This window comes from Nocardioides sp. CCNWLW216 (assembly GCF_037120545.1).
Taxonomy (GTDB): Bacteria; Actinomycetota; Actinomycetes; order Propionibacteriales; family Nocardioidaceae; genus Nocardioides; species Nocardioides lianchengensis.
This window is the reverse complement of record NZ_JBBBBJ010000007.1, coordinates 96,733-121,388: the sequence shown is the minus strand read 5'-3', so window position 1 is coordinate 121,388 and position 24,656 is coordinate 96,733. Positions and strand designations below refer to the sequence as shown.

Sequence of the window (24,656 nt, the reverse complement as noted above, 5' to 3'; positions counted from 1 at the left end):
CTTCCGGAGGTAAAGAACTGTCGGCGGCTCGGGACGCCGCCTCCTCCCAGACTCGTAGAACGGACACACCCTTGCGCGTACGTCGTCTTCTCGCCGCCGTCGTCACGACCGGCCTGATCGCCCCCACCGCTGTCATCGTCGCCTCCACGGCGCCCGCTTCCGCAGCCACCGCCACCTCGATCGTCAGCGGCAGCCAGGGCCGCGGCTGGATCAAGGTCAACGACTACTCCTCCCAGGCCGGCGCGCCCGTGGCCGGCACCGACCAGGTGTCGTTCTCGATCAACGTGAAGGGTGCCGACGGCAAGCAGGTCTACGACGGCAGCCTCGTCGTGCAGCAGCTGGCGGCCGGTTCCCGCTCGTGGCAGACGATCGCCACGTCGTCGAGCGCCTACCTGTACAAGTCGGTCGACATCAAGATCTCGGCGCAGTACCGCGTCTTCTACTCCGGCACGGCCGAGTACGCCCCGACCGGTGCGTCCGTCGGCACCGTGAAGGCCCAGCGCAAGCTGACCATCAACGGGATGAGCGGCAAGCGCGCCGGCTTCAAGGGCAAGGTCGCCCCGAAGGCGAAGATCAAGATCATCGTCCAGAAGAAGGTCGGCAAGAAGTTCAAGAAGTACAAGACCGTCCGCAGCAACCGGAAGGGCCGCTTCACCGTCGTCCTCCCCGCTCCGAGCCGCGGCAAGTTCGTCTGGAAGATCACCTTCAAGGGCAGCAAGGGCTACACGAGCAGCGTCATCAAGGGCTCGACGTACCGTCGCTGACCTCGCTCAGCACTGACTGACTGACCGAACGGGTCAGGCGATCGGCTCCTCGCCGGTCAGCCTGGCCCGTTCGTGCGTCACGTCGAAGTCGGCCGACGGCCACTGCGGGTCCAGGCCGCGCAGCGCCTCGAGGAGCAAGCGGCCGACGGCCAGGTCGCGGTACCACTTGCGGTCGGCCGGGACGACGTACCACGGCGCCGCCTCGGTGCTGGTGCGCTCCAGGGCGATCTCGTAGGCCTCCCGGTAGGCGGGCCAGTGCGCGCGCTCGTCGATGTCGCCGGGGTTGAACTTCCAGTGCTTGGCCGGGTCGTCGAGCCGGGCCAGCAGCCGCTCCTTCTGCTCGTCGGCCGAGATGTGCAGCATCACCTTCACCAGCGTGGTGCCCGACTCGACCAGCCGGCGCTCGAAGTCGACGATGGCGTCGTAGCGGCGCTCCAGCTCCTCCGCCGGTGCGAGCCCGTGCACCCGCGCGATCAGCACGTCCTCGTAGTGGGAGCGGTCGAAGACCCCGAGGTAGCCCGCTCCGGGCACCGCCCGCTCGATGCGCCACAGGAAGTCATGGGCCCGCTCCTCCGCGGTCGGGGCCTTGAACGAGGTGATCCGGACGCCCTGGGGGTCGACCAGCCCCACGGTGCGCCGCAGGGTGCCGCCCTTGCCGGAGGTGTCCATCCCCTGCAGCACCAGCAGCACCCGGCGCGACCCGCCCGAGCGGCCCTCGGCGAAGAGCCGCTCCTGCAGGTCCGCCAGCTCCTCGCCGAGCTCGGCCAGCGCCGCCTGCCCGGCGGACTTGCCGTGCGCGAAGCCCGGCGTCGCGTCGGTCGCGACCGCGGACAGGTCGACGGCACCCGTCGGGACGCGCAGCAGGTCGCCGGTCGTCGGCGTGCCGGCCATCAGTGGGCCTGCCCGCCGCGTCGGTCGACGAGCGGCGGCTCGGACGACCAGGGGAAGTTGATCCACCGGTCGGTACGGCGCCAGACGTAGTCGGCGCTCACGACGGTCCACGGCTTCTCGTAGATGACGGCGGTCCGCGCCTCGGCGACGTGGTCGGCGCAGAACTCCTGCACGATCTCCAGGGTCTTGCCCGAGTCGGCGACGTCGTCGGCGATCAGCACCTTGAGCCCCGAGAGGTCGACGGCCTGCGGCGTCGGCGGCAGCATGATCGGGACGTCGAGGCGCTGGTCGACGCCGGTGTAGAACTCCACGTTGACCGCGGAGAGGTTCTTCACGTCCAACGCGTAGCCGAGGCCCATGCCCAGGCCCAGTCCCCCTCGCGCGATCGAAAGCACCAGGTCGGGCTCATAGCCGGAGTCGACGACCTGTTGGGCCAGGTCGCGGACGGCCGTGCCGAACAGCTCGTAGGTCAGGATCTCGCGCTCGTCGTCAGCCACGAGAGCATTCTGGCCCCCGACAGCGGTCAGTCGTCCAGCGCATCCCTTCCCGCCTGGGCCAGTTCGTCCCTGACCACCGCGAACGCGAGCCCCGAGCCGTAGCCCTTGCGGGCCAGCATCCCGACCAGGCGACGGGTGGCGACAACGTCGTCGACGCGGGTGAGGGTGCGCAGCTTCTTGCGCACCAGCGCCCGCGCGGCCTGCTCCTCGTCGTCGGGGTCGATCTCGTCGAGGGCCTCGCGGGCCACCTCGTCGTCGATCCCCTTGCGCCGCAGCTCCTGGGCGAGGGCCCGCTTGGCGAGCGCCCGACCGCCGCCGGCGCCCCGGCTGGCCACCCAAGAGCGGGCGAAGGCCCCGTCGTCGACCAGGCCGACCTCCTCGAAGCGGTCGAGGAGGCGGGTCGCCACGTCGGTCGGGACGTTCTTGGCCGCCAGCTTGTCGCTGAGCTGCTGGCGGCTGCGGGCCTGGCCGGTGAGCTGATCGAGCAGGATCTTGCGGGCCACCGACTCGGGGTCGGCGTCCGGGCCGGCCGCCACCGGGTCGGGCGGCGGAGGTGACGCCGGGGTGGACGCGCGGCGGGTCCACGCGTCCACCCCGACGGAGACGTCGCCGGCCCATGAGGGGGCGGGTCGGTCGTCGTGCATGCCGTCTCTCCCGTCGTACGACGCAGCGCGCACGGCGCTGCTTCTCGGCTCACCGGGTTTCGAGGCTCGGGCCTAGCGGCCCTCACACCTCAACCACCGCACGAGGCTCGGGCCTAGCGGCCCTCACACCTCAACCACCGCACGAGGCTCGGGCCTAGCGGCCCTCACACCTCAACCGGCGGGACCTCAGAAGTCGTCGACGCCGACCGGCTCGTCGGACAGGGCCTCGGCGGGCGCGTCGGCCTGGGGGCCGACGCCGAGCTTCTCGAGGATCTTCTTCTCCAGCTCGTTGGCCAGGTCGGGGTTGTCCTTGAGGAACTTGCGCGAGTTCTCCTTGCCCTGGCCGAGCTGGTCGCCGTCGTAGGTGTACCAGGCGCCGGCCTTGCGGACGATGCCCGCCTCGACGCCGACGTCGATCAGGCCGCCTTCGCGACTGATGCCCTTGCCGTACATGATGTCGAACTCGGCCTGCTTGAACGGCGGCGCGACCTTGTTCTTGACGACCTTGACCCGGGTCCGGTTGCCGACCATGTCGGTGCCGTCCTTGAGCGTCTCGATGCGGCGCACGTCGAGACGGACCGAGGAGTAGAACTTCAGCGCCCGGCCACCGGTCGTGGTCTCCGGGGAGCCGAACATCACGCCGATCTTCTCGCGCAGCTGGTTGATGAAGATCGCGGTGGTCTTGGAGTTGTTGAGCGCACCGGTCATCTTGCGCAGCGCCTGGCTCATCAGCCGGGCCTGGAGGCCGACGTGGCTGTCGCCCATCTCGCCCTCGATCTCGGCCCGGGGCACCAGCGCCGCGACGGAGTCGATGACGATCAGGTCGAGCGCACCCGAGCGGATCAGCATGTCGGCGATCTCGAGCGCCTGCTCACCGGAGTCGGGCTGCGAGACCAGCAGCGCGTCGGTGTCGACGCCGAGGGCCTTGGCGTAGTCGGGGTCGAGCGCGTGCTCGGCGTCGATGAAGGCCACGATGCCGCCGGCGGCCTGGGCGTTGGCCACCGCGTGCAGCGCGACCGTCGTCTTGCCGGAAGACTCCGGACCGTAGACCTCGACCACCCGGCCGCGGGGCAGGCCACCGAGGCCCAGCGCGACGTCGAGCGCGATCGATCCGGTCGGGATGACCTCCAGGGGGGCGCGCGTCTCGTCGCCGAGGCGCATCACCGAGCCCTTGCCGAACGACTTCTCGATGTTCAGCAGGGCGGCGTCGAGGGCCTTGTCGCGATCTCCAGCCATGGCCGGACCTTCTTTCCTAGCTCGTCGGGTGTCAGGCACGTCGGCGACGCTAGAGCGGTCCACCGACAACGCCTGATCAGCGCTGCCGAGGCTGTGGAGAACCCGTTCCGGCGTCATGCCTGTGGACACAACCTAGCCCGAACACGTGTTCGATCGCGACACCGACACGCGCGTGTCGCCCGGGGTTCAGCGATCGCGCTCCGGCAGCCCGAGCGCCGCCCAGACCGCGGCCCAGACCTCCTTGGGCGGCACCCCGGCGTCCAGCGCCTCCTGCGCGGTGCGACCACCGAGGGCGCCCATGACGAACTGGCTCGCCCACGAGGGGGCGTACGACGCGCCCAGCGCGTCCTCCATCCGGGACCAGAACTCCGTGTGCCTCACGCCGGTGAAGCGTACGGCGCCCCGCCGACTCAGCGACGCCGGGCCAGCAGGTCCAGCCAGCGCTCGCCGCGCGAGCCGGTGCCGTATCCGCGCTGCTCGACGTGCCAGCCCGCTGCCTCGACGACGGCCGTGAGCCCGTTCTCGGACCAGTAGGTGAACCGGCGCGGGGCCGTGACGCTGCCGTGGGTCGACCAGCCCTCTCCCGTGCCCTCCTTGACCGCCAGGTGCAGCACACCGCCGTCCCGGGTCGCCGCCGCCAGCCGGCGCAGCACCACCGGCAGGTCCCCTCGCGCGACGTGCAGGAGCGAGGCGCTCGCCCACACCCCGTCGTACGGCGTGCCGGGACGGACGGGGTCATCGAGCCCGTCGGTCAGCGGGTCCAGGACGTCGGCCTCGTGGCCCTCGGCGCGCAGCAGCTCGACGAAGCCGGTGCTGACGTCGGTGCGCCGCACGCTCAGCCCGACCGCCTCCAGCGCCGCGGCGTCGCGACCCGGCCCGCTGCCGATCTCGAGCACTCGCGCGCCCCTGCCGACGGCAGCCGCGAACCGCTCGCGGAGGTGGGCCACCGCGTCGTCGAGATCGGCGGTGGCGACGCCGTAGGCGGCCGCGTGGGCGTCGTACGCCGCCCGGGTCGCCCGGGCGGCCGCGTCCCGGACGTCGTGCGCGTGGTGCACGAGGTCGTGCAGGTGGTAGCGCCCGAGGGTCTCGACGGTGAAGACCGCACCGTTGCTGCGCCGCCCGGAGCGGGACCAGGCGTCGGTGGGCACGGCGTCGTACTGGTCGGCGACGGTCTCGGCGGCCGCGACCAGCTCGCCGGCGACGACAGCGGGGTCCTGGAGGTCGTAGCGCTCGGCGACGGCGGTCTCGTCCTGGTCCCAGTTGGCGAAGAGCGGGTCGTCCTGGTCGAGCATCAGCGCGAGGCGCTCGCTGAAGACACGCTGCACGTCGCGCACGTGGCAGGCGTACTCCAGCACCGACCAGACGTCCGGGCCGGGGCGGGCCGCCGCGTCCGGCGCGGCCAGGAGCACCGGCCAGAGCGCGGCGTTGCCCCGGACCAGGTCGCCCAGCTCCGTGCGGTCGGGGTCCTCGGCGACGTAGCCGCACTCCGGGCAGGGGTGCTGCAGGACCCAGGTCCAGTCCTTGGTGTCGGGCTCGATCGCGCTCATGGGGAGATCCTCGCGGTCCTCGAGGAGGAGGGCCACGGACTTCCTGCCAACCTCCGTCGGGAAGCCGCCAGGATCAGGCGCCCGCCCCGTCGTCCTCGGCGTGCGCACGCCAGCGCCGTCGTACGGCGACCTCGCGCGCGACCTGCTCGACGAGCTCGGCGGCCCGCTCGGCGGCGGCGCGCGGCAGCTTCAGGGCGTACGGGTCCTCCCGGAGCGGCAGACCCGAGCGGGCGCCGACGACCAGCACCCGGAACACCGGCCGGCCCTTGCGGGTGTGGACCAGCTCGGCCCCGACCAGGTCGTCCCAGAGGACCTCCTGGACCGGCTCGACCCCGCGCCGGGCGGCGCCGGCCACCGAGCGGGTGAAGGTGAGGCCCTCGAGCGTCACGTCGATGCGGGCGCTACGACCCGCGAGGTGAGTGACCGGCACGACCTGAGTCCAGCACATCCAGGTGAACGACTCCTCCGACGACGGCGGAGAATGGGCCCATGCCTGTGCGCTCCGCCACTCCCGCCGACCTGCCCGCGATCAAGGCGATCTACGACGGGCAGGTCGCCGGCGGCATCGCGACCTTCGACCTGGAGCCGCCGCCGGTGTCGTACTGGGAGCACCGCCTGGCCAGCACCGACCGCGGCGACCACCTGCTCGTGGCTGACGAGGACGGCGTCGTCGGCTACGCCTACTCGTCCGCCTACCGCCCGCGGCCGGCGTACCGCCACACCCGCGAGACCTCCGTGTACGTCGACCCGGCCGCCCACGGCCGCGGCCTCGGCCGGGCGCTGTACGACGAGCTGCTGCGCCGCCTGCGCACGGACGGGATGCGGACCGCCGTGGCCGTGGTCGCGCTGCCCAACCCGGGCAGCCGGGCGCTGCACCGGGCGTGCGGGTTCGAGCCGGTGGGGGTGCTGCGCGAGGTCGGGCACAAGTTCGACCGCTGGATCGACACGGAGTGGTGGCAGATCGCCCTGGCGGGGTAGACCTCCCCTCGTGCCGATCCCCCGCCGTCCTCTCGCGATCGCCGCTCCCCTCGTCGCGCTGCTGCTCGCCGCCTGCGCCGTCCGCGGCGGCGCGCAGACCGTCACGGACTTCGAGGACTGGCTCGCCGAGCACCCCTTCGAGGGCATGGCGGTGGCGGACGCGACGAGCGCGGAGGCGCTGCCGTTCGCGGGCAGCGCCGACATCACCGTGACCGTGGCGGGCACCGACGTCGGCGCGGCCGCAGCGCACGTCTGCGACTTCGACCCGCCGGGAGCGGCCACCCTGGCGCTGTCGGTGTCCGCCGACGGGCTCGCCGTGCCCGTCGACTGCGACGATCCGGCGGCCAGCGCGACCACCTGGGAGGTGGTGGCCGGGATCGACGGTCTCACCGACGTCGCGATCGCGGCGCCCGAGACCGTCGCGGTCTTCGACGACACCGAGGCCGCCCTCGCCGGCTGGGACGCGCTGCGTCGACTGCGGTCCGCGTCGTACACGGTCGAGGGGCCGACCTGGGTCCTCACCGACCGGCCGGGCACCAGCGCGGCGGCCCGGGCCGTCGCGCGCGACGCGCTGTCCTCGATCTACATCGTCGAGCGGGTGAGCGTCCTCCCCGCCACCGAGTCCGGGCCCGAGCACGTCGATGTCGAGGTGGCCTTCGACGCCCCGCTGCTGGAGCGCGAACTGCTGACCGGGCACCCGGAGCGACGCGACCTCGTCACGGTCCGGGAGGGAGCCCGGGTGGGCGGCCAGACGCCATAGCCCGTCCGGGCCTGGTTCCCGCTGGGGTCCCGGCGCAGGCTGGACGTCCGAGACGGGAGAGGGACGAGGTGGTCGCGATGCACCCGAGCGTGGTGGAGCGCCTGCAGCACGGCGTCGACGAGGCGGCGACGCTCGCCTGCCGGGCCCTGCTGGAGCTGCAGGAGCACCGGCGGTCGCCGGACCCGCGGATGCGAGCGGCGTACCACGCCGTGCACGACCTCATCGGCGATCTCGGCAGCCTGCGGATCGGACTCGCCGTCCTGGAGGAGGACCCGGCTCAGGTGAGCAGCAGCGCGTCCAGCCGCCGTCGTACGACGAGCAGCCCGACCAGGCCCATCACCAGCAGGTAGACCACCGAGATCGCCGAGTCCCACGAGAGCGCGCCGGTGGTGAGCTCGCGGCAGAGCACCACCCCGCGGTAGAGCGGCGTGCACTCGACCACCCAGCGCAGCCAGCCGTCGAAGGCGGTGACCGGGAAGAAGGTCGCGGAGAAGAGGAACAGCGGGACCTGGACGAGGGTGACCTTGTCGAAGTCCTGCCACGAGGTCATGTAGGTGGTCAGCGCCATGCACACCGCGCTGAACGCGAAGCCGATCAGCAGCGCGGCCGGGAAGGCCAGCACCGCCCACCACGAGTCGATCAGCCCCATCGCCAGCATGACCAGCAGGAAGGCCAGCGAGTAGCTCCCGCCGCGCAGCTGGCCCCACAGGATCTCCGAGCGCGCGATGTCGCCGGTGGTGAGCGGGGTGGCGAGCAGCTGGTCGTAGAGCTTGATGAACTTCAGCTTGAAGAACACGTTGAAGGTCGAGTCGAGCAGCGCGCCGTTGAACGCCGAGGCCGCGAGCATCGCCGGGGCGACGAACTCGGCGTACGGCACCTGGCGGCCGTTGAACTCGAAGGTGTCGATGAGCTGCCCGACGCCGATGCCGATGGACAGCAGGTAGAGGACGGGCTCCAGGAAGCCGGTCAGGAAGAGCTTCCAGGCGTCCTTGTAGACGAGGTAGTTGCGCAGCACCAGCAGGCGCATCGCCTGGGTGCTCGACAGCGGCTGGACGGCGCTCACGAGACCAGCCGCTTCCGCAGCCCGGCCAGCGCCCAGAACCAGCCGGCGACCAGCAGCACCACCAGCACCGTCACGTTGACCGCGGCCGTCGACCAGTCGACGGTGTCGAGGCAGAACATCCGCGACAGGTTCACGCCGTGCCACAGCGGCGTGAGGCGCGCGGCCCAGGCACCGACGTGGCCGAGGTTCTCGACCGGGAAGAACGCGCCCGAGAACAGGAACAGCGGGAACACCCCGATCCGGAACAGCACCCCGAAGGCCTGCTCGTCCTCGAGCCGGGCGGTGAACCCGTAGACCCACACCGCGAACGCCATCCCGACCAGCACCTGCGAGGCGAACGCGACGAACGGGCCCCACCACGACTCGAAGACGCCGAACGGCGCCAGCACCAGCATGTAGACGCCGCAGGTGGTGACCAGCCGGAACAGCACGAAGGTCATCGTCGCGCCGGCGAGGTGCTGGACCTGCAGCGGCGTCGCGAGCATCGAGTCGTAGACGCGCTGCCACTTGATCAGCCCCATGACGGGGTACGTCGTCTCCCCCACCGCCGTCTGCATGGCGTGCGCGGCGACCAGTCCCGGCACCACGAAGGCGAGGTACGACGTCGCGCCCTCCAGCTGGTCGGGGTCACCCTCGATGAAGCCGCCGAGGAGGACGCCCATCGCCACGACGTAGAACAGCGGGGCGACGAAGGAACTGATGACCGACGCGCGCCAGGTGCGCTTGTAGACGGTGAGCCAGTAGTCGGCCTGGCGGCGGACGCCGTCGGCGAGGGCGAGATCGGGCATGGACGTCAGTCCACGAGGGTGCGGCCGGTGAGGCGGAGGAAGACGTCCTCCAGCGAGGAGCGTCGTACGAGCGTGGCGACGGGTGTCAGGCCGCGCTCGTGGACCTTGGCCACCACCTCGTCGCCGTCCTCGCTGTAGACGAGCAGCCGGTCGGGCAGCACCTCGACCCGGTCGCCCAGGTCGGCGACCTTCTCGGCCAGCGCCTCGTGGCTGTCGCCCTCGTCGGCGACGCCGAAGCGCAGCTCGGCGACCTCGCGGGTGGAGTGCTCGCGGATCAGCTGCAGCGGCGAGCCCTCGGCCACGATCCGACCCTTGTCCATGACGACCAGGCGGTCGCAGAGCTGCTCGGCCTCGTCCATGTAGTGGGTGGTGATGACCAGCGTGACGCCGGCCTGCTTGAGCCGGAACAGGCGGTCCCAGAGCACGTGCCGGGCCTGCGGGTCGAGACCGGTGGTGGGCTCGTCGAGGAGCAGCAGGTCGGGGCGGTTGACCAGGCTGCGGGCGATGGTCAGCCGGCGCTTCATGCCGCCGGAGAGGTCCTCGACCTTCGCCTTGGCCTTCTCCGTCAGCTGCACGAACTCCAGCAGCTCGTCGACCCGGTCGTTCACCTCGCCCTTCGGGATCCCGAAGTAGCGGCCGTAGATGTAGAGGTTGTCGCGCACGTTCAGCTCGACGTCGAGGGTGTCCTCCTGCGGGCACACGCCGAGCCGACCGCGGATCGCCGGGCCGTCGACCGCGGGGTCCATCCCGAGGATGCGCAGCTCACCCCCGCTGACCGGCGAGACCGCGGCGACCATCCGCATCGTCGAGGACTTGCCGGCGCCGTTGGGGCCGAGGAAGCCGAAGGCCTCGCCCCGTCGTACGTCGACGTCGATGCCCTTGACGGCCTCGAACTCCGCGCCGGGCTTGCCGAAGGTCTTGCGCAGGCCGCGCGCCAGGACCATGGAGTCCGGATCCACCGAGATGTCGGGCACGGGCAGCACCCTAAGCCCGGGTGAGCGCTTGACGGTGAACCTCGTCCGCGCGACCGCACCGGAAGCAGTGTCGGGACCCACGACGCCGCTGGGTGGGCGGGAGCGCCGCGGGCTCAACCCTCGGACAGGCCGAGCCGCAGCACGATCTCCTCGGCCGCCTCCACGGCGGTCAGGTCGGTGTTGTCGATGCGCAGGTGCGGATGGTCGAGCGGGAACGGCAGGTCCGGTCCCGTCGAGAGCCGGTAGCGCCGGCCCCAGTCGACGAGGTGCTCCCGGGCCCAGGCGACGTCCCGCTTCGAGGGCTTGGCCGCCAGCCGCAGCTCGGTGCCCTCGCGCGCGAGCCGGGTCGCCTCGTCGGCGTACAGCTCGACGAAGTCGACGCGACCTCCGGCCGCGACGACCAGGTCGACGACGCCCGCGACGTAGGCCGTGTCCTCGGGGACGTCGAGACCCCACGCGTAGGTGAAGACGAGGCCCGGCAGTCCGCTGGCCAGCGCCTCCTCCAGGATGCGGCGCCGGAACTCCTCCTTCAGCGTCTCGAAGGCCGGAGTGCCCCAGTCGAAGACCTCGAGCAGGGGCTCGATGGTGGCGTGGTTGTGGAGGAGCCGGTACGGCGTCCGCGCAGCGACCTCCCGGCCGACGGCGAGCTTGCCGACGGCCTGCGGGCCGAACAGGAGGACCAGGTGCACGCCTCCAGCGTGTCAGGCGGTCGCCACCGATTTCCCGCTGATCGCCTCGGCGGTGAGCTCGATCGAGCGCAGCCGGCTCTCCGTGTCGGGCGCCTGGTGGGCGGTGATCAGCTCGTCGGCGTCGACCAGGTCGCGGAAGCCGTGCAGGTACTCGGCGACCTCGGGCGGTGTGCCGAGGGCGACGTAGGCGAACATCTGGTCGACCTGCTGGCCGGCACCGCGGCGCAGCAGGACGTCGGCCTCGACGTCGGAGACCTCCCGACCGCCGGCGAAGAGCGCGACCGCGAACGAGCGGCGCATCGCCTCGTGGCTGGCCCTGGCCTGCTCGACGGTATCGGCGGCGATGACGTTGACCGCGGCGATGACATGGGGCGCGTCCAGCTGGGCCGAGGGGCGGAACTCACGCCGGTACGCCGCCACGGCGGCCTCGAGGGCCTGCGGCGCGAAGTGGCTGGCGAAGGCGTACGGCAGGCCGAGCCGGGCGGCCAGGTGGGCGCCGAACATCGACGAGCCGAGGATGTAGAGCGGCACGTGCGTGCCCTTGCCCGGGGTGGCGTCGACGCCCGGGACCCGCGACTCCCCCGCCAGGTAGGCCTGGAGCTCGAGGACGTCCTCGGGGAACCGGTCCGAGGAGCTCGGATCGCGACGCAGCGCGTACATGGTGTTCTGGTCCGAGCCGGGCGCCCGGCCGAGACCGAGATCGATCCGGCCGGGGTACATCGCCTCGAGCGTGCCGAACTGCTCCGCGATGGTCAGCGGCGCGTGGTTCGGCAGCATCACGCCACCGGCCCCCAGCCGGATCGTGCTGGTGTGGGCACCGACGTGCGAGATCAGCACGCTGGTCGCCGAGGACGCGATGCGCGGCATGTTGTGGTGCTCGGCGTACCAGACGCGCTCGTAGCCGTGGGCCTCCGCGCGCTGCGCGAGCGCGACGCTGGCGGCGATGCTGCTGCCGACGCTCTCGCCCTTGGCGACGGGAGCGAGGTCGAGCACGGACAGCGGGATCTGCATGAGGAGCCTTCCGATCGGGGTCTGCTGCAGGGACAACAACCGTGGGTCCCGCACCCTTCCCGGCTACGGCGCGCCGCGCGGCTCCTGCCAGTCCGCGGCCTCGTCGCCGAGCTCGTCGACCACCAGCAGGTCGTGGCGCACCTGGCCGGCCCGGAACGCCGCGCGCCCGACCATGTGGCTGGCCACGACGCTGGTCGACATCTGCAGCACCACCACGAGCGCCAGGATGCCCAGCGCGGACGGCTCCCGCAGCCTCAGCGCCACCCCCGCCAGGACGAGCACCAGGCCGATCACCTGCGGCTTGGTGGCGGCATGCATCCGACTCAGCAGGTCGGGCAGCCGCAGCACCCCGATCGCGGCGACCAGGGCGAAGCCCGCGCCCGCCAGCAGGCAGGCCGCGGCCAGGGCGTCCGCGACGTCGGTCCAGCTCATCGCTCGGCCCCCCGCTGATCGTCGTCGTCCTCGGCGGCGACGTCGTCGCTGCCGCTGGCGTACCGGGCGATGCTCACCGCGCCGACGAAGCCGACCATGCTCAGCGCAAGCAGCAGCGGCAGGGCGACACTGGAGTCGCTGCTCGCAGCGTGCAGCCCCACCCCGCAGATGGTCACCGCCATCAGCACGTCCAACGCGACGCTGCGGTCGAGGATCGTGGGGCCGACGGTCATGCGGACCAGGAGCAGGACCCCGGCCACGCCCAGCATGGCCGCGGCCAGCGTGATGACGACGCTCATGCGGTCCTCCCGGAGTGGTGGTCGTCGCGTGGCACGAACGCCGCCAGGAAGCGCTGCTCGACCGCGAGGGCCTCGGCGCGGAACCTCTCGGCGCGCGCCCGGTCGGGGGTGTCGAGCACGTGCAGGTAGAGCGTGTGGGTCGAGCGCCGGGCCTCCACGACCACCGAGCCGGGGACCAGCGAGAGGATCGTGGCGACCCCGGTGAGGACGAAGTCCGAGGAGCTCTCGAGGTCGACGGCGACCACCGCGTTGCGCACCGGTCGGCGCCGCAGCACCACCGCCGACACCTGGAGGCTGGCCCGGACGACGTCGACGAGGAACCCGCCCGCCAGCACCGCGAGCGGCCACGGGCGGACCCGCGCGAAGAGGGCGATCGGAGGCAGCGGGAAGACCAGGCAGACACCGACCGCGACCAGGACACCGGACCCGACCACCAGCAGGCTGAGGTCGCGCCAGAGGATCGACCAGACCACGGTCAGCCAGACCACCGACAGGGGCTGGACGGCCCGGTGCCGGGTCGGCCGGGTCGTGCCGTCGCGGCGGGTGCGCATGCGCGGGCTCACGGCTGCTCCCCCTCTGGACCGTCCGGCAGCACGACCTCGACGTACGACGAGGGGTCGAGCAGGTCCTGCGCGGCCCGGTCGGAGTAGGCGAAGAGCGGGCCGGCCACCACCGTCAGCGCCACGCTCAGCGCCACCAGCGAAGCCGCGGGGACGACCATGCTGGCGGGCAGGTGGCGGATGTCCTCCCCGGCCTGGATCAACTGGTGGAAGTCGCGGTCGGAGCGCTCGTCACCGTCACCGCCGAGCCGGCGGGCGTCCTCGATGTCGCCGGTCGAGACCACCCCGGTCGCGGTGTGGACGTGACCCCGGTGCCGGGTCCCCTCGACGACGTCCTCCTGGTGCCCGAGGCTGACCAGGGCCTCGTGCGCCTCCTCGGGGGTGCGCCAGAACGCGACCGCCCAGGTCTTGGCGACGGCGTACAGCGTCAGGAGGCTGGTCAGCACCCCGCCGACGACGAGCACCCAGGCCAGGCCGCTCCCGTGCTGCTGGGCCGCCTGGAGCAGGCCGACCTTGCCGATGAAGCCCGAGAAGGGCGGGATGCCGGCCAGGTTCATCGCCGGGACGAAGAAGAGGACCGCCAGGAACGGGGCGACCCGGGCGAGACCACCCATCCGCAGCAGCGAGGTGGTGCCCGTACGGCGCTCGACCAGTCCGACGATCAGGAACAGCGCGGTCTGCACGGTGATGTGGTGGACGATGTAGAAGATCGTCCCGGAGACGCCGGCCCGGTTGGCCAGCGCGATCCCCAGGACCAGGTAGCCGATGTGGCTGACCAGGGTGAAGGACAGCATCCGCTTGACGTCCGACTGGGCGATCGCGCCGAGGATGCCGATCACCATCGTCAGCAGGGCCGCCCAGAGCAGCAGGTCCGTGAGCGGGCTGTCGGGGAACAGCAGGGTCTGCACGCGCAGGATCGCGTAGACGCCCACCTTGGTCAGCAGGCCCGCGAAGACCGCGGTCACCGGCGCCGGCGCCGTCGGGTAGCTGTCGGGCAGCCAGAACGAGAGCGGGAAGACCGCCGCCTTGATGGCGAAGGTGGTGAGCAGCAGCAGCTGGAGCATCAGCGCGACGTGGTCGGGCAGGTCGGCGATCCGCCCGGCCAGGTGCGCGAGGGTGAGGGTGCCGGTGGCGGCGTACACGACGGCGATCGAGATCAGGAACAGCGTCGAGGACAGCAGGTTCACCAGCACGTAGATGGTGCCGGCCCGGATCCGGGTGGCGGTGCCACCCAGGGTCAGCAGCACGTAGCTGGCGAAGAGCAGCATCTCGAAGCTGACGAACAGGTTGAACAGGTCGCCGGCCAGGAACGCGTTCGCGACACCTGCCACCAGGACCAGGAACGTCGGGTGGTAGATCGAGAGCGGCGCCCCCTCCTCGTCCTCGGTCATGCCCTGGCCGATGGAGTAGCCGAGGACGGCGAGGGTCACCAGCGCGCTGACCAGCAGCATCAGCGCGGCGAGCCGGTCCGCTACAAGGACGATGCCGAGCGACTCGGGCCAGCCGCCGACCCACTGCGTCTGCGGCCCGGACGTGTCGGCCTGCACCAACAGCACCGCTGCGACGGCCACGATGCCGACCAGGACCACGATGCTGACCCAGCGTTGGATCCGGGGGTGGTGGCCGAGGACCAGCGAGACGCCGACGCCCAGCAGGGGCAGCGCGACCGGGAGCGGCACGAGCATGTTCACGGGCGCTCCTCTCGGTCGTCGGGGTGATCGGTGTGTTCGGCGTGGTCGGGGTCGAGCGGCTCGTCCGGCTCCTTCGGGGGGCCGAGCTCGTCGGGCCCCGGCTCCTCGCGCGGGTCGTCGGACCCGTCCGAGTCCGTGACCGCGGCGTACGCCTCCGACGTCACGTCGGCCGTGGCCAGCCGCCGGATGGTGGCGTCCTCGACGTCGTCCTGCACGTCGTCGTGACCGTTGAGCTGCCAGCTGCGGTAGGCCATCGCCAGCACGAAGGACACGGTGGCGAGGGTGATCACGATCGCCGTCAGCACCATGGCCTGCGGGAGCGGGTCCGCCATCGGCTCGCCGCCGCCCTCCCCCACGATCGGCGGCGATCCCGCCGGTCCGCCGGCCACCAGGAAGGCGATGCTGACGCCGTTGCCCATCAGGACCAGCCCGACGAGCACGCGCGAGAGGCTGCGCTCGAGCAGCAGGTAGACCCCGCAGCCCAGCAGCGCCGCCGAGATCAGGATCAGGGTCAGGTTGGCGTCGTTCACGCGGACACCTCCGAGGTGGCGGCGTCGACCGCGCGCCGCTCGCGCAGCACCTGCCGGTCGACGTGCGAGCCGAGGGCCCGGAGCAGGTCGAGGACCAGGCCCACCACCACCAGGTAGACGCCGACGTCGAAGATCGCCGAGCTGACCAGGTGCAGGTCGCCCAGCAGCGGCACGTGCAGGTCGACGACGGCGCTCTGCAGGACCGAGCCGCCGAACGCGAGCGGGGCGAGCGCCGAGACCGCGGCCAGGGCGAGCCCGCTGCCGATCAGCCGGCCGGCGTCGACCGGCGCGGCCTCGTCGAGCTCGTAGCGGCCGCCGGCCAGGTAGCGGATCACCAGCGCGAGCCCGGCGACCATGCCGCCGGCGAACCCGCCGCCGGGATCGTTGTGCCCGGCGATCAGCAGGTAGACCGAGAAGACGATCACGGTGTGGAAGACCATCCGGGTGATGACCTCGAAGATGATCGACCGCTTCTCCGGGGGCAGGGTCCGCGGGGCGGGGAGCCACGCGCGCCGGCCCGGTCGGGTCGTCTGCTTGCGCACCCCGGCCGGGAACGGGATCTGGCTGACCCGCCGGATCCCGGCGCCGCGGGTGTCGATGAAGACCAGGCTGGCGACGCCGGTCGCGGCCGCGACCAGGACGGAGATCTCGCCCAGGGTGTCCCAGGCCCGGACGTCGACCAGGATGACGTTGACGATGTTGTAGCCGCCGCCGTACTCCACCGCCTCGGCGGGCAGGGCGGTCGACACCGGCTCCGCCGTACGGGCGGCGACGCTGACGAGCATGAACCCCGCGGCGGCCACGGCGACGCCGAGGCCGAGGGCCATCCGCCAGTAGCGCTGCCGGCTCAGCGGCCGGTCGGTGAAGTACTGGGGCATCCGGCGCAGCGCGAGCACGAAGACGACGACCGTGAGGGTCTCGACGAGGACCTGGGTGAGCGCGAGGTCGGGTGCCCCGTGCAGCACGAAGATCATGGCGGTGCCGTAGCCGGTCGCCCCGGCGAGCAGGACGGCGCGCAACCGCCGCCGCGACCGGACCGCCAGCAACGCCGCGGCCACGACCACGACGCCGATCACCGCCTGCACCGGGGTGTCCCAGGCGCGCACCGAGACGCCGTCCCAGGCGCCGAGCAGCGTCGAGCCGGGGAGCAGGACCACGACCAGCAGGATGATCCCGAGGTACGCCGAGGCCGAGCCGCGCTGGACGACCGCCGTCACCTCGACGGCGGTGCGGTCGAGCAGTCGTACGCCGCCCCGGTAGGCGTTCTCGAGCGAGTAGCCGTGGGTCAGGCCCGCCTGCAGCCGCTCGACCGGCGTACGCGCCAGGACGAGCAGCGCGCCCAGGGCCAGCGTCACCAGCGTGGCGCCCAGCGGCAGCCCGACGCCGTGCCACAGCTCGAGCGCCGGGTGGTGGTCGCCCGCCGGCACCGTGTCGGCGTACGACGCGATCGCGCTGGTCAGCGGGCCGCCGGCGAACCCCAGCGCCAGGGAGCCGACCGCCAGCACGACGGGTCCGATCGCGAAGCCCGCCCGGACCGGCCGGACGACGGGCTCCTCCTCCACCGGCCGGTCGCCGAAGGCACCCCAGACGAAGCGGACGGAGTACGCGACGGTGAGAGCCGAGCCGAGCACCACCCCGGCGAGGAGCAGCCACCCGGCCGGCCCCGCCAGCCCGGTGCCGTCCCCGGTCCGCGCGACGTCGACGAGCGCGACGAACACGCTCTCCTTGGCGAGGAAGCCGAGGGTCGGGGGCAGTCCGGCCATCGAGGCGGCGGCGATCGTCGCGGCGACCGCGACCACCGGCATCCGACGCCGCAACCCGGTCAGGCGGCGCAGGTCGCGCGTGCCGGCGCACCGGTCGACGACGCCGACGATCAGGAACAGGGTCGCCTTGAACAGCGCGTGGGCCAGCAGCAGCCCGAGCCCGGCGACCAGGGCGCTGCGCGAGCCGAGGCCGAGCACCAGGATCAGGAACCCGAGCTGGCTGACGGTGCCGTAGGCGAGCAGCAGCTTCAGGTCGTGCTGGCGGAGCGCGCGGATCCCCCCGAGGAGCATGGTGCTGAGCCCGAGGATCAGCAGGACGGCGCGCCACCCCGCGACGTCGGCGAACGCCGGCGCCAGCAGGGCGACCAGGTAGACGCCGGCCTTCACCATCGAGGCTGCGTGCAGGTAGGCGCTCACGGGGGTCGGCGCGGCCATCGCGGCGGGCAGCCAGAAGTGGAACGGCAGCAGCGCCGACTTGCTGACGGCACCGACGAGGAGCAGGTGGACGGCGACCACCACGGCGGTGCCGCCCGGCGGGTCCGCCAGGATCGCGCTGATCCGGTGGGTGCCCGCCTCGTGGCCGAGCACCAGGGCGCCCACCAGCATCGCCAGGCCGCCGAGCGTCGTGACGACGAGGGCCTGGATCGCCGCCTGCCGGTTGGCCCGGCGCGCGGGGTCGTGACCGATCAGCAGGAAGGAGAAGACGGTCGTCAGCTCCCAGAAGACGTAGAGGAGCAGCAGGTCGTCCGAGAGGACCAGCCCGAGCATCGCCGCCACGAAGGCGGTCAGCACGCCGGCGAAGCGCCCGGCGCCGAGGCTGTCCTCGTGGAAGTACCAGCCGCAGTACGCCAGCACCACGGCGCCGACCCCGAGCACGACCAGGGCCATCAGCCACTGGAGCGGACCGAGCCGGAGGGCCAGCTCCATCCCGACGGTCCCGACCCACGGGTGCACCTCGACGAGCGGGTCGCCGTCGAGTACGGCGGGCCCCTGCGCGGCCACCCAGACGGTGCCGGCGAGCGGGGCGAGGGACAACAGCGAGAACGCCCGGCGACCCATCCGGAGCACCAACCACGGCGCGACCGCCGCGAGGACGAACAACGCGACGACCACGAACAACAACAGGGTGGGGCCTCTCGGGGACGCGGGGTGGCGGGTGGTCTCCTCCATTCTGTCCACCGGGGGCAAGAACAGCCATGGGGTCCACCACCCATCCCCTGGGTCCTGTCGGTGGCGTCGGACACACTGGGCGACATGCCCGACGCGCTCGCCCGGTTCAGCGCCCCGACCCGCACCTGGTTCGGGGCGGCGTTCGCCGAGCCCACGCCCGCCCAGGCCGGGGCGTGGGAGGCGATCGGCGCGGGCCGGCACGCGCTGGTGGTGGCGCCGACCGGCTCCGGCAAGACCCTGAGCGCGTTCCTGTGGAGCCTCGACCGGCTGCTCTCCGGCACGCCCCCGGATGACAAGCAGCGGCGCTGCCGGGTGCTCTACATCTCGCCGCTCAAGGCGCTGGCGGTCGACGTGGAGCGCAACCTGCGCGCCCCGCTGACCGGCATCCGCCACACCGCCGACCGGTTGGGCGAGCCGGTCGCCGAGGTCCGGGTCGGTGTCCGCTCCGGCGACACCCCGGCCGCCGAGCGGCGCAAGCTCGTCTCCGCGCCGCCCGACATCATGATCACCACCCCCGAGTCGCTCTTCCTGATGCTGACCTCGCAGGCCCGCGAGTCCCTGCGCGGCGTCGAGACGGTGATCCTCGACGAGGTGCACGCGGTCGCCGGCACCAAGCGCGGCGCCCATCTCGCGGTCACCCTCGAGCGCCTCGACGCCCTGCTCGATCGGCCGGCCCAGCGGATCGGGCTCTCCGCCACGGTCCGCCCGCTGGAGGAGGTCGCCCGGTTCCTCGGCGGCACCACCCCGGTCGACATCGTCGCGCCGCCCTCGGCCAAGGAGTGGGACCTGAAGGTCGTGGTCCCGGTCGAGGACATGACCGCCCCCGAGCAGTACGACGAGGACAGCGACGAGCCGACCCGTGCCCAGTCGATCTGGCCCCACGTCGAGGAGCGGGTCGTCGACCTGATCGAGCAGCACCGCTCGACCATCGTCTTCGCCAACTCCCGGCGGCTGGCCGAGCGCCTGACGGCCCGGCTCAACGAGATCGCCACCGAGCGGGCGGGCGGCGAGCTGGAGGACGGCGCGGTCCCGGCGCAGGTGATGGCCCAGTCGGGGCAGTCCCAGGGCGCCGAGACGGTGATCGCCAAGGCCCACCACGGCTCGGTCTCGAAGGAGCAGCGGGCCCTGATCGAGGACGACCTCAAGCGGGGTCGGCTCCCCGCCGTGGTCGCCACCAGCAGCCTCGAGCTCGGCATCGACATGGGCGCGGTCGACCTGGTCGTCCAGATCGAGTCGCCGCCCAGCGTGGCCAGCGCGCTGCAGCGGGTCGGCCGGGCCGGCCACCAGGTCGGCGAGGTGTCGCGCGGGGTGCTCTTCCCCAAGCACCGTGGCGACCTGGCCCAGACCGCGGTGGCCGTCGAGCGGATGCGCAGCGGCGCCATCGAGTCCCTGCGGGTGCCGGCCAACCCCCTCGACGTGCTCGCCCAGCAGGTCGTCGCGGCCACCGCGCTCGACGCCTGGGACGTCGACGAGCTCTTCGCCCTGGTCAAGCGGGCCGCTCCGTTCACCCAGCTGCCCCGCTCGGCGTACGACGCGACCCTCGACCTGCTGAGCGGCCGCTACCCCTCCGACGAGTTCGCCGAGCTCCGCCCGCGGATCGTCTGGGACCGGGTGGGTGGTGTGCTGACCGGACGGCCGGGCGCGCAGCGGCTCGCGGTGACCAGTGGCGGCACCATCCCCGACCGCGGTCTGTTCGGCGTGTTCCTGGTCGGCGACGGCAGCGGCCGCCGGGTCGGTGAGCTCGACGAGGAGATGGTCTACGAGTCCCGGGTCGGCGACATCTTCGCCCTGGGCGCGACCAGCTGGCGGATCGAGGACATCACCCACGACCGGGTGATGGTGACGCCGGCGCCGGGCATCCCGGGCCGGCTGCCCTTCTGGAAGGGCGACGCCCTGGGCCGGCCCGCCGAGCTGGGCGCGGCCATCGGCGCGTTCACCCGCGAGCTGGCTGGGATGTCGAAGGAGAAGGCGGTCGTCCGGGCCCGCGAGAACGGCCTGGACGCGTGGGCCGCCGACAACCTGGTGGCCTACCTCCACGAGCAGCTCGAGGCGACCAACGTGCTGCCCAGCGACACCACCCTGCTGGTCGAGCGGTTCCGCGACGAGCTGGGCGACTGGCGGTTGGTCGTCCACTCACCGTACGGCACGCCGGTCCACGCGCCCTGGGCGCTGGCCATCAACGCCCGGCTGCGCGAGCGCTTCGGCGTCGACGGCCAGGCGGTCGCCTCCGACGACGGCATCGTGATCCGGGTCCCCGACACCGACGCGGAGCCGCCCGGCGGGGAGCTGCTGGTCTTCGAGGCCGACGAGATCGAGCAGCTGGTCACCCAGGAGGTCGGCGGCTCGGCCCTGTTCGCGTCCCGCTTCCGCGAGTGCGCGGCCCGGGCCCTGCTGCTCCCCCGGCGCGACCCGGGCCGGCGCTCCCCGCTGTGGCAACAGCGCCAGCGCGCGGCCGCGCTGCTCGAGGTCGCCTCGCGCTACCCGTCGTTCCCGATCGTGCTGGAGGCGGTGCGCGAGTGCCTTCAGGACGTCTACGACCTCCCCGCCCTGGTGGCCCTGATGCGCCGGGTCGACCGGCGTGAGGTGCAGGTCTCCGACGTCGCGACGCACGCCCCGTCCCCGTTCGCGCGGAGCCTGCTGTTCGGCTACGTCGCCCAGTTCATGTACGAGGGCGACTCCCCCGTCGCCGAGCGCCGGGCCGCCGCGCTCTCCCTCGACCAGGGGCTGCTGGCCGAGCTGCTGGGCCGAGCCGAACTCCGCGAGCTGCTCGACCCCGAGGTGCTGGCCGAGGTCGAGGCCGAGTTGCAGCGCCTCGCCCCCGACCGGCGGGCCCGTGACGCCGAGGGCCTGGTCGACACGCTGCGCCTGCTCGGCCCGCTCACCACCGAGGAGGCTGCGCTCCGCTCCGTCGAGGGCGCCGCCACCGGGGCATGGCTGGCCGACCTCACCGCCAGCCGCCGCGTCGTCGAGGTGCGGATGGGCGGCGAGGAGCGCTGGTCGGTCGTCGAGGACGTGGGCCGGCTGCGCGACGGCCTCGGTGTCCCGGTGCCGCCCGGCACGCCCGACGCGTTCACAGATCCCGTCGAGGACCCCCTCGGCGACCTCGTCGCCCGGTTCGCCCGCACCCACGGCCCGTTCACCACCGACCAGGTCGCGGCCCGGCTCGGGCTCGGCGCGGCGGTCGTCCGGCACACCCTGCAGCGGCTGGCCGCCCAGGGCCGGGTCCTCGACGGGGAGTTCCGACCCTCCGGCTCGGGCTCGGAGTGGTGCGACGCGGAGGTGCTGCGCAAGCTGCGCCGCCGCTCGCTGGCCCGGCTCCGCAAGGAGGTCGAGCCGGTCGAGCCCGCCGCCCTCGGCCGCTTCCTGTCCGCCTGGCAGCACGTCGACACCGGTGGACGCGGTGGTCCCCGCGGGGTCGAAGGCGTGCTCAACGTCATCGACCAGCTGGCCGGCTGCCCGGTGCCCGCCAGCGCCCTTGAGCCGCTGGTGCTGGGCTCCCGGGTGCGCGACTACGAGCCGTCGTACCTCGACGAGCTGACGGCGTCCGGCGAGGTGATCTGGGCCGGCCACGCCTCGCTCCCCGGCTCCGACGGCTGGGTCAGCCTCCACCTCGCCGACCAGGCGTCGCTCACGCTGCCCGAGCCGACCGCCTTCGAGCACACCGAGCTGGCGCAGGCGGTGCTCGACGCCCTCGCGCCCGGTGGCGCCTGGTTCTTCCGCCAGCTGGCCACGAGCGTCGGCTCGACCGACGACCAGGCGCTCTCCGCGGCCCTGTGGTCGCTGGTGTGGTCGGGCCGCGTCAGCAACGACACGCTCACGCCGCTGCGCGCGCTCACCCGCTCCGGCTCGGCCAGCCACCGCACCAAGCGCCCGCCCGCGCGTCCGCGGATGTCCTCCACCACCGGCGTGCGCGGCCGGATGCCCGCCCGCACCGGGCCCCCCGAGACGGCCGGCCGCTGGGCCCTGCTGCCCGAGATCGACACCGACCCGACGCGGCGGGCCCACGCGACCGCCGAGCACCTCCTCGACCGGCACGGCGTGGTGATCCGGGGCGCGGTGATGAGCGAGCGGGTGCCCGGCGGGTTCGCCGCCGCCTACAAGGTGCTCGCCGCCTTCGAGGAGTCCGGGCGCTGCCGGCGCGGCTACTTCGTCGACGGTCTGGGTGCCGCCCAGTTCGGCACGGCCGGCGCCATCGACCGGCTGCGCACCTTCAGCGAGCTGCCGACCGACGCCAAGCCCACCGCGGTCGCGCTCGCCGCGACCGACCCGGCCAATCCGTTCGGTGCCGCACTCCCCTGGCCCGAGGCGACCGGTGAGGGTGGCGGCCACCGCCCCGGCCGCAAGGCCGGCGCCCTGGTGGTCCTGGTCGACGGCCGGCTCACGCTCTACGTCGAGCGTGGCGGCCGCACCCTGCTCACCTGGTCCGATGACCCCGACCTGCTGACCCCCGCCACCGCCGCGCTGGCCGACTCCGCCCGCCGCGGGTCGCTGGGCCGCCTGACCGTCGAGAAGGCCGACGGCACCCAGCTGCTGGGCACCCGCGGGTCCCCGCTGCGGGAGGCGCTGCAGGCCGCTGGGTTCGTCGTCACGCCGCGGGGCCTGCAGCTCGGGAGGTCGTGAGGTGCCGGAGGGCGACACCGTCTACCGCGCGGCCCGGCTGCTCGACCGCTCGCTGTCCGGACAGGTCCTGACCGCGACCGACTTCCGGGTGCCCCAGCACGCGACAGCCGACCTGGCCGGCGGGACCGTGCTGGCCACGCTCAGCCGCGGCAAGCACCTGCTGACCCGGATCGCCGGGCCGGACGATGCGCGCTGGACGCTGCACACCCACCTGAAGATGGAGGGCGCCTGGCGGGTCTACGACCCCGACCGGCCCTGGAAGCGGCCGGCCCATCAGGCCCGAGTCGTGCTGCGCACCGACACACGGGTCGCCGTCGGCTTCTCGCTCGGCATCGTCGAGCTGCTCCCGACCACCGGCGAAGGCGACGTCGTCGGTCATCTCGGGCCCGACCTGCTCGGCCCCGACTGGGACGAGGACGAGGCCCTGCGCCGCCTCCACGAGGACGACACCCGGCCGCTCGGCGAGGCGCTGCTCGACCAGACCCGACTGGCCGGGATCGGCAACATGTACATGGCCGAGCTGTGCTTCGTCTCGGGCGTGCACCCGGCGACGCCGGTCGGCGAGGTCGGCAACCTGCCGCGGCTGGTCCGCCGGGCGCGCCAGATGCTCGAGCTCAATAAGGAGCGAGCGGTCCAGTCGACCACCGGCGACCTCCGCGAGCGGGAGCGGATGTGGGTCTACCGGCGTGACCGCTCGCCCTGTCGCCGCTGCCGGACCCCCGTGCGGGTCGAGCAGCGCGGGCCGGCCGGGCGCGAGCGGGCGTCGTACTTCTGCCCGTCGTGCCAGCCCGAGCCTCGGCTGCAGGACGACCGCTGAACCGTCAGGCGGCGGAGGCGACGACCTGGCCGGCCGCCGGACGTGCTCCGACGGTGATGGGGGTGGCGACCAGTGCGGCCTCCTCGACCGCGACGGCGTCGGAGACCTCACGCAGCACGTCGGAGAGCGCCACGTCGAGGGCGGTGCACAGCGAGGCGAGCAGCTCGGAGGAGGCCTCCTTCTGCCCGCGCTCGATCTCGGAGATGTAGCCCAGGCTCACCCGCGCCTCGGCCGAGACCTCACGCAGGGTCATCCCACGCTCCATGCGCTGGGCACGCAACACGTCGCCCAGCTGTCGGCGGAACAGCACCATGCGGGGTCTCCTCTCTGGCCTGTGTGGCCCAACGCTACCCGAGTCCTGCTTCTTCCCTCCGGAGGATGCCAGCGAGCGCCGACAGGGCTTCGTCACAGGTCCGGTCCGTGATGCCGGCTCGATCACCCGACAGCTCCAGCGCGACGGCCTCCAGCAACCCCGGCCCGGCGATGCCGACGAAGACGGTCCCGACCGGCCTGCCCTCCTGCTCGTCCGGGCCTGCGACTCCCGTCGTGGCCAGCCCGTACGACGCCCCCGTGCGCTCGCGGACGCCGGCCGCCATCGCGCGGGCGCACTCCGCGGAGACCACGCCGTACCGCTCGACGACCTCGTCCGGCACGCCCAGCAACGTCTGCTTCAGCTCCGTCGCGTAGGCGACCACGCCGCCCCGGTACGTCGCGGAGGCGCCCGGGGTCTCGGTGAGGCGAGCGGCCAGCCGACCGCCCGTCAGCGACTCCGCGGTCGAGACGGTGAGCCCGGCGTCCCGCAGCAGCCGGTGCAGGGTGCTCGCCTGATCCCGACCGGCCCGTGCGCGCATGGGCGCAGCGTAGCCAGGGGTCGGAGGCGAGGGTCACACCCTCCGAAATCGGCCGGTGGGAGCCGGTCCTGAGGACCGACT

The 24,656-nt window shown here is 73.0% G+C and carries 26 protein-coding genes; 6 read left to right on the top strand and 20 right to left on the bottom strand.

The annotated features are described in order from the left end of the window. Positions 1–71: 71 nt before the first annotated feature. Entirely contained in the window at positions 72–764 is a 693-nt protein-coding gene (locus V7S47_RS16795; RefSeq protein WP_336562650.1) for a hypothetical protein, read from the top strand. Between the two features lie 33 nt (positions 765–797). On the opposite strand, the gene V7S47_RS16790 is transcribed toward V7S47_RS16795, so the two are convergent. From V7S47_RS16790 to V7S47_RS16760, 7 genes are all read right to left on the bottom strand, one after another. Further along, on the bottom strand, positions 798–1,655 hold the full coding sequence (locus tag V7S47_RS16790; protein WP_336562649.1) for a polyphosphate kinase 2 family protein: 858 nt from the start codon (positions 1,653–1,655) through the stop codon (positions 798–800). Continuing rightward, positions 1,655–2,152, bottom strand: a complete 498-nt coding sequence (locus V7S47_RS16785) for a phosphoribosyltransferase (protein ID WP_336562648.1) — start codon at positions 2,150–2,152, stop codon at positions 1,655–1,657. Before V7S47_RS16785 ends, V7S47_RS16790 begins: the two co-directional genes overlap by 1 nt. A 26-nt stretch (positions 2,153–2,178) precedes the next feature. Further along, a complete protein-coding gene (locus tag V7S47_RS16780) occupies positions 2,179–2,796 on the bottom strand; it encodes a regulatory protein RecX (RefSeq protein WP_336562647.1) in 618 nt (205 codons plus the stop codon). Positions 2,797–2,982: 186 nt separating this feature from the next. Then, positions 2,983–4,032 (bottom strand): recombinase RecA, encoded by a 1,050-nt coding sequence (recA, locus tag V7S47_RS16775; RefSeq protein ID WP_090860119.1) that lies wholly within the window; start codon positions 4,030–4,032, stop codon positions 2,983–2,985. Between the two features lie 186 nt (positions 4,033–4,218). Continuing rightward, positions 4,219–4,413: a DUF3046 domain-containing protein gene (locus tag V7S47_RS16770; protein ID WP_336562646.1), complete on the bottom strand. Its 195-nt coding sequence runs from the start codon at positions 4,411–4,413 to the stop codon at positions 4,219–4,221. A gap of 29 nt (positions 4,414–4,442) precedes the next feature. Beyond that, positions 4,443–5,579: a methyltransferase domain-containing protein gene (locus V7S47_RS16765; protein WP_336562645.1), complete on the bottom strand. Its 1,137-nt coding sequence runs from the start codon at positions 5,577–5,579 to the stop codon at positions 4,443–4,445. Positions 5,580–5,652: 73 nt separating this feature from the next. Next, positions 5,653–6,009 (bottom strand): hypothetical protein, encoded by a 357-nt coding sequence (locus V7S47_RS16760; protein ID WP_336562644.1) that lies wholly within the window; start codon positions 6,007–6,009, stop codon positions 5,653–5,655. Positions 6,010–6,068: 59 nt separating this feature from the next. Here V7S47_RS16760 and V7S47_RS16755 point away from each other — a divergent pair, with 59 nt between their 5' ends. From V7S47_RS16755 to V7S47_RS16745, 3 genes are all read left to right on the top strand, one after another. Beyond that, the gene (locus V7S47_RS16755) at positions 6,069–6,557 is read left to right on the top strand and encodes a GNAT family N-acetyltransferase (RefSeq protein ID WP_336562643.1); all 489 of its coding nucleotides are present in this window, start codon (positions 6,069–6,071) and stop codon (positions 6,555–6,557) included. A 10-nt stretch (positions 6,558–6,567) separates the two neighbouring features. After that, positions 6,568–7,317 (top strand): hypothetical protein, encoded by a 750-nt coding sequence (locus V7S47_RS16750; RefSeq protein WP_336562642.1) that lies wholly within the window; start codon positions 6,568–6,570, stop codon positions 7,315–7,317. Between the two features lie 77 nt (positions 7,318–7,394). Continuing rightward, positions 7,395–7,667 (top strand): hypothetical protein, encoded by a 273-nt coding sequence (locus tag V7S47_RS16745; RefSeq protein WP_336562641.1) that lies wholly within the window; start codon positions 7,395–7,397, stop codon positions 7,665–7,667. On the opposite strand, the gene V7S47_RS16740 is transcribed toward V7S47_RS16745, so the two are convergent. The 11 genes from V7S47_RS16740 to V7S47_RS16690 form a co-directional block, all read right to left on the bottom strand. Then, on the bottom strand, positions 7,595–8,380 hold the full coding sequence (locus V7S47_RS16740; protein WP_336562640.1) for an ABC transporter permease: 786 nt from the start codon (positions 8,378–8,380) through the stop codon (positions 7,595–7,597). The genes V7S47_RS16745 and V7S47_RS16740 overlap by 73 nt on opposite strands. Further along, the gene (locus V7S47_RS16735) at positions 8,377–9,168 is read right to left on the bottom strand and encodes an ABC transporter permease (RefSeq protein WP_090860125.1); all 792 of its coding nucleotides are present in this window, start codon (positions 9,166–9,168) and stop codon (positions 8,377–8,379) included. Before V7S47_RS16735 ends, V7S47_RS16740 begins: the two co-directional genes overlap by 4 nt. Positions 9,169–9,173: 5 nt before the next feature. Beyond that, complete coding sequence (locus tag V7S47_RS16730; protein WP_442945356.1) at positions 9,174–10,142, bottom strand: ABC transporter ATP-binding protein; 969 nt, start codon at positions 10,140–10,142, stop codon at positions 9,174–9,176. Between the two features lie 113 nt (positions 10,143–10,255). Next, positions 10,256–10,831: a hypothetical protein gene (locus tag V7S47_RS16725; RefSeq protein WP_336562639.1), complete on the bottom strand. Its 576-nt coding sequence runs from the start codon at positions 10,829–10,831 to the stop codon at positions 10,256–10,258. 12 nt (positions 10,832–10,843) lie between these two features. Beyond that, positions 10,844–11,842, bottom strand: coding sequence for an LLM class flavin-dependent oxidoreductase (locus V7S47_RS16720; protein WP_336562638.1), 999 nt, complete (start codon positions 11,840–11,842; stop codon positions 10,844–10,846). Between the two features lie 63 nt (positions 11,843–11,905). After that, positions 11,906–12,274 (bottom strand): monovalent cation/H(+) antiporter subunit G, encoded by a 369-nt coding sequence (mnhG, locus tag V7S47_RS16715; RefSeq protein ID WP_336562637.1) that lies wholly within the window; start codon positions 12,272–12,274, stop codon positions 11,906–11,908. Next, the gene (locus tag V7S47_RS16710; RefSeq protein ID WP_090860129.1) at positions 12,271–12,573 is read right to left on the bottom strand and encodes a monovalent cation/H+ antiporter complex subunit F; all 303 of its coding nucleotides are present in this window, start codon (positions 12,571–12,573) and stop codon (positions 12,271–12,273) included. The genes mnhG and V7S47_RS16710 overlap by 4 nt, the downstream gene beginning before the upstream one ends. Next, a complete protein-coding gene (locus V7S47_RS16705; RefSeq protein ID WP_139175720.1) occupies positions 12,570–13,136 on the bottom strand; it encodes a Na+/H+ antiporter subunit E in 567 nt (188 codons plus the stop codon). Before V7S47_RS16705 ends, V7S47_RS16710 begins: the two co-directional genes overlap by 4 nt. Further along, positions 13,133–14,818 (bottom strand): Na+/H+ antiporter subunit D, encoded by a 1,686-nt coding sequence (locus tag V7S47_RS16700; protein ID WP_336562759.1) that lies wholly within the window; start codon positions 14,816–14,818, stop codon positions 13,133–13,135. The genes V7S47_RS16705 and V7S47_RS16700 overlap by 4 nt, the downstream gene beginning before the upstream one ends. A gap of 2 nt (positions 14,819–14,820) precedes the next feature. Further along, positions 14,821–15,354 (bottom strand): Na(+)/H(+) antiporter subunit C, encoded by a 534-nt coding sequence (locus tag V7S47_RS16695; protein ID WP_336562636.1) that lies wholly within the window; start codon positions 15,352–15,354, stop codon positions 14,821–14,823. Continuing rightward, positions 15,351–18,230 (bottom strand): Na+/H+ antiporter subunit A, encoded by a 2,880-nt coding sequence (locus tag V7S47_RS16690; protein ID WP_336562635.1) that lies wholly within the window; start codon positions 18,228–18,230, stop codon positions 15,351–15,353. Before V7S47_RS16690 ends, V7S47_RS16695 begins: the two co-directional genes overlap by 4 nt. Positions 18,231–18,371: 141 nt before the next feature. Between V7S47_RS16690 and V7S47_RS16685 the strand changes: the two genes are divergently transcribed. Both V7S47_RS16685 and V7S47_RS16680 read left to right on the top strand, forming a co-directional pair. Further along, complete coding sequence (locus V7S47_RS16685) at positions 18,372–22,907, top strand: ATP-dependent helicase (RefSeq protein WP_336562634.1); 4,536 nt, start codon at positions 18,372–18,374, stop codon at positions 22,905–22,907. 1 nt (position 22,908) lies between these two features. Continuing rightward, positions 22,909–23,724 (top strand): DNA-formamidopyrimidine glycosylase family protein, encoded by an 816-nt coding sequence (locus V7S47_RS16680; protein ID WP_336562633.1) that lies wholly within the window; start codon positions 22,909–22,911, stop codon positions 23,722–23,724. Between the two features lie 4 nt (positions 23,725–23,728). Here the strand turns inward: V7S47_RS16680 and V7S47_RS16675 are convergent, their stop codons facing one another. Together V7S47_RS16675 and V7S47_RS16670 are read right to left on the bottom strand one after the other, a co-directional pair. Next, positions 23,729–24,037, bottom strand: coding sequence for a helix-turn-helix domain-containing protein (locus V7S47_RS16675; protein ID WP_090860136.1), 309 nt, complete (start codon positions 24,035–24,037; stop codon positions 23,729–23,731). A gap of 34 nt (positions 24,038–24,071) precedes the next feature. Beyond that, positions 24,072–24,575 (bottom strand): CinA family protein, encoded by a 504-nt coding sequence (locus V7S47_RS16670; RefSeq protein ID WP_336562632.1) that lies wholly within the window; start codon positions 24,573–24,575, stop codon positions 24,072–24,074. Between the last annotated feature and the right edge of the window lie 81 nt (positions 24,576–24,656).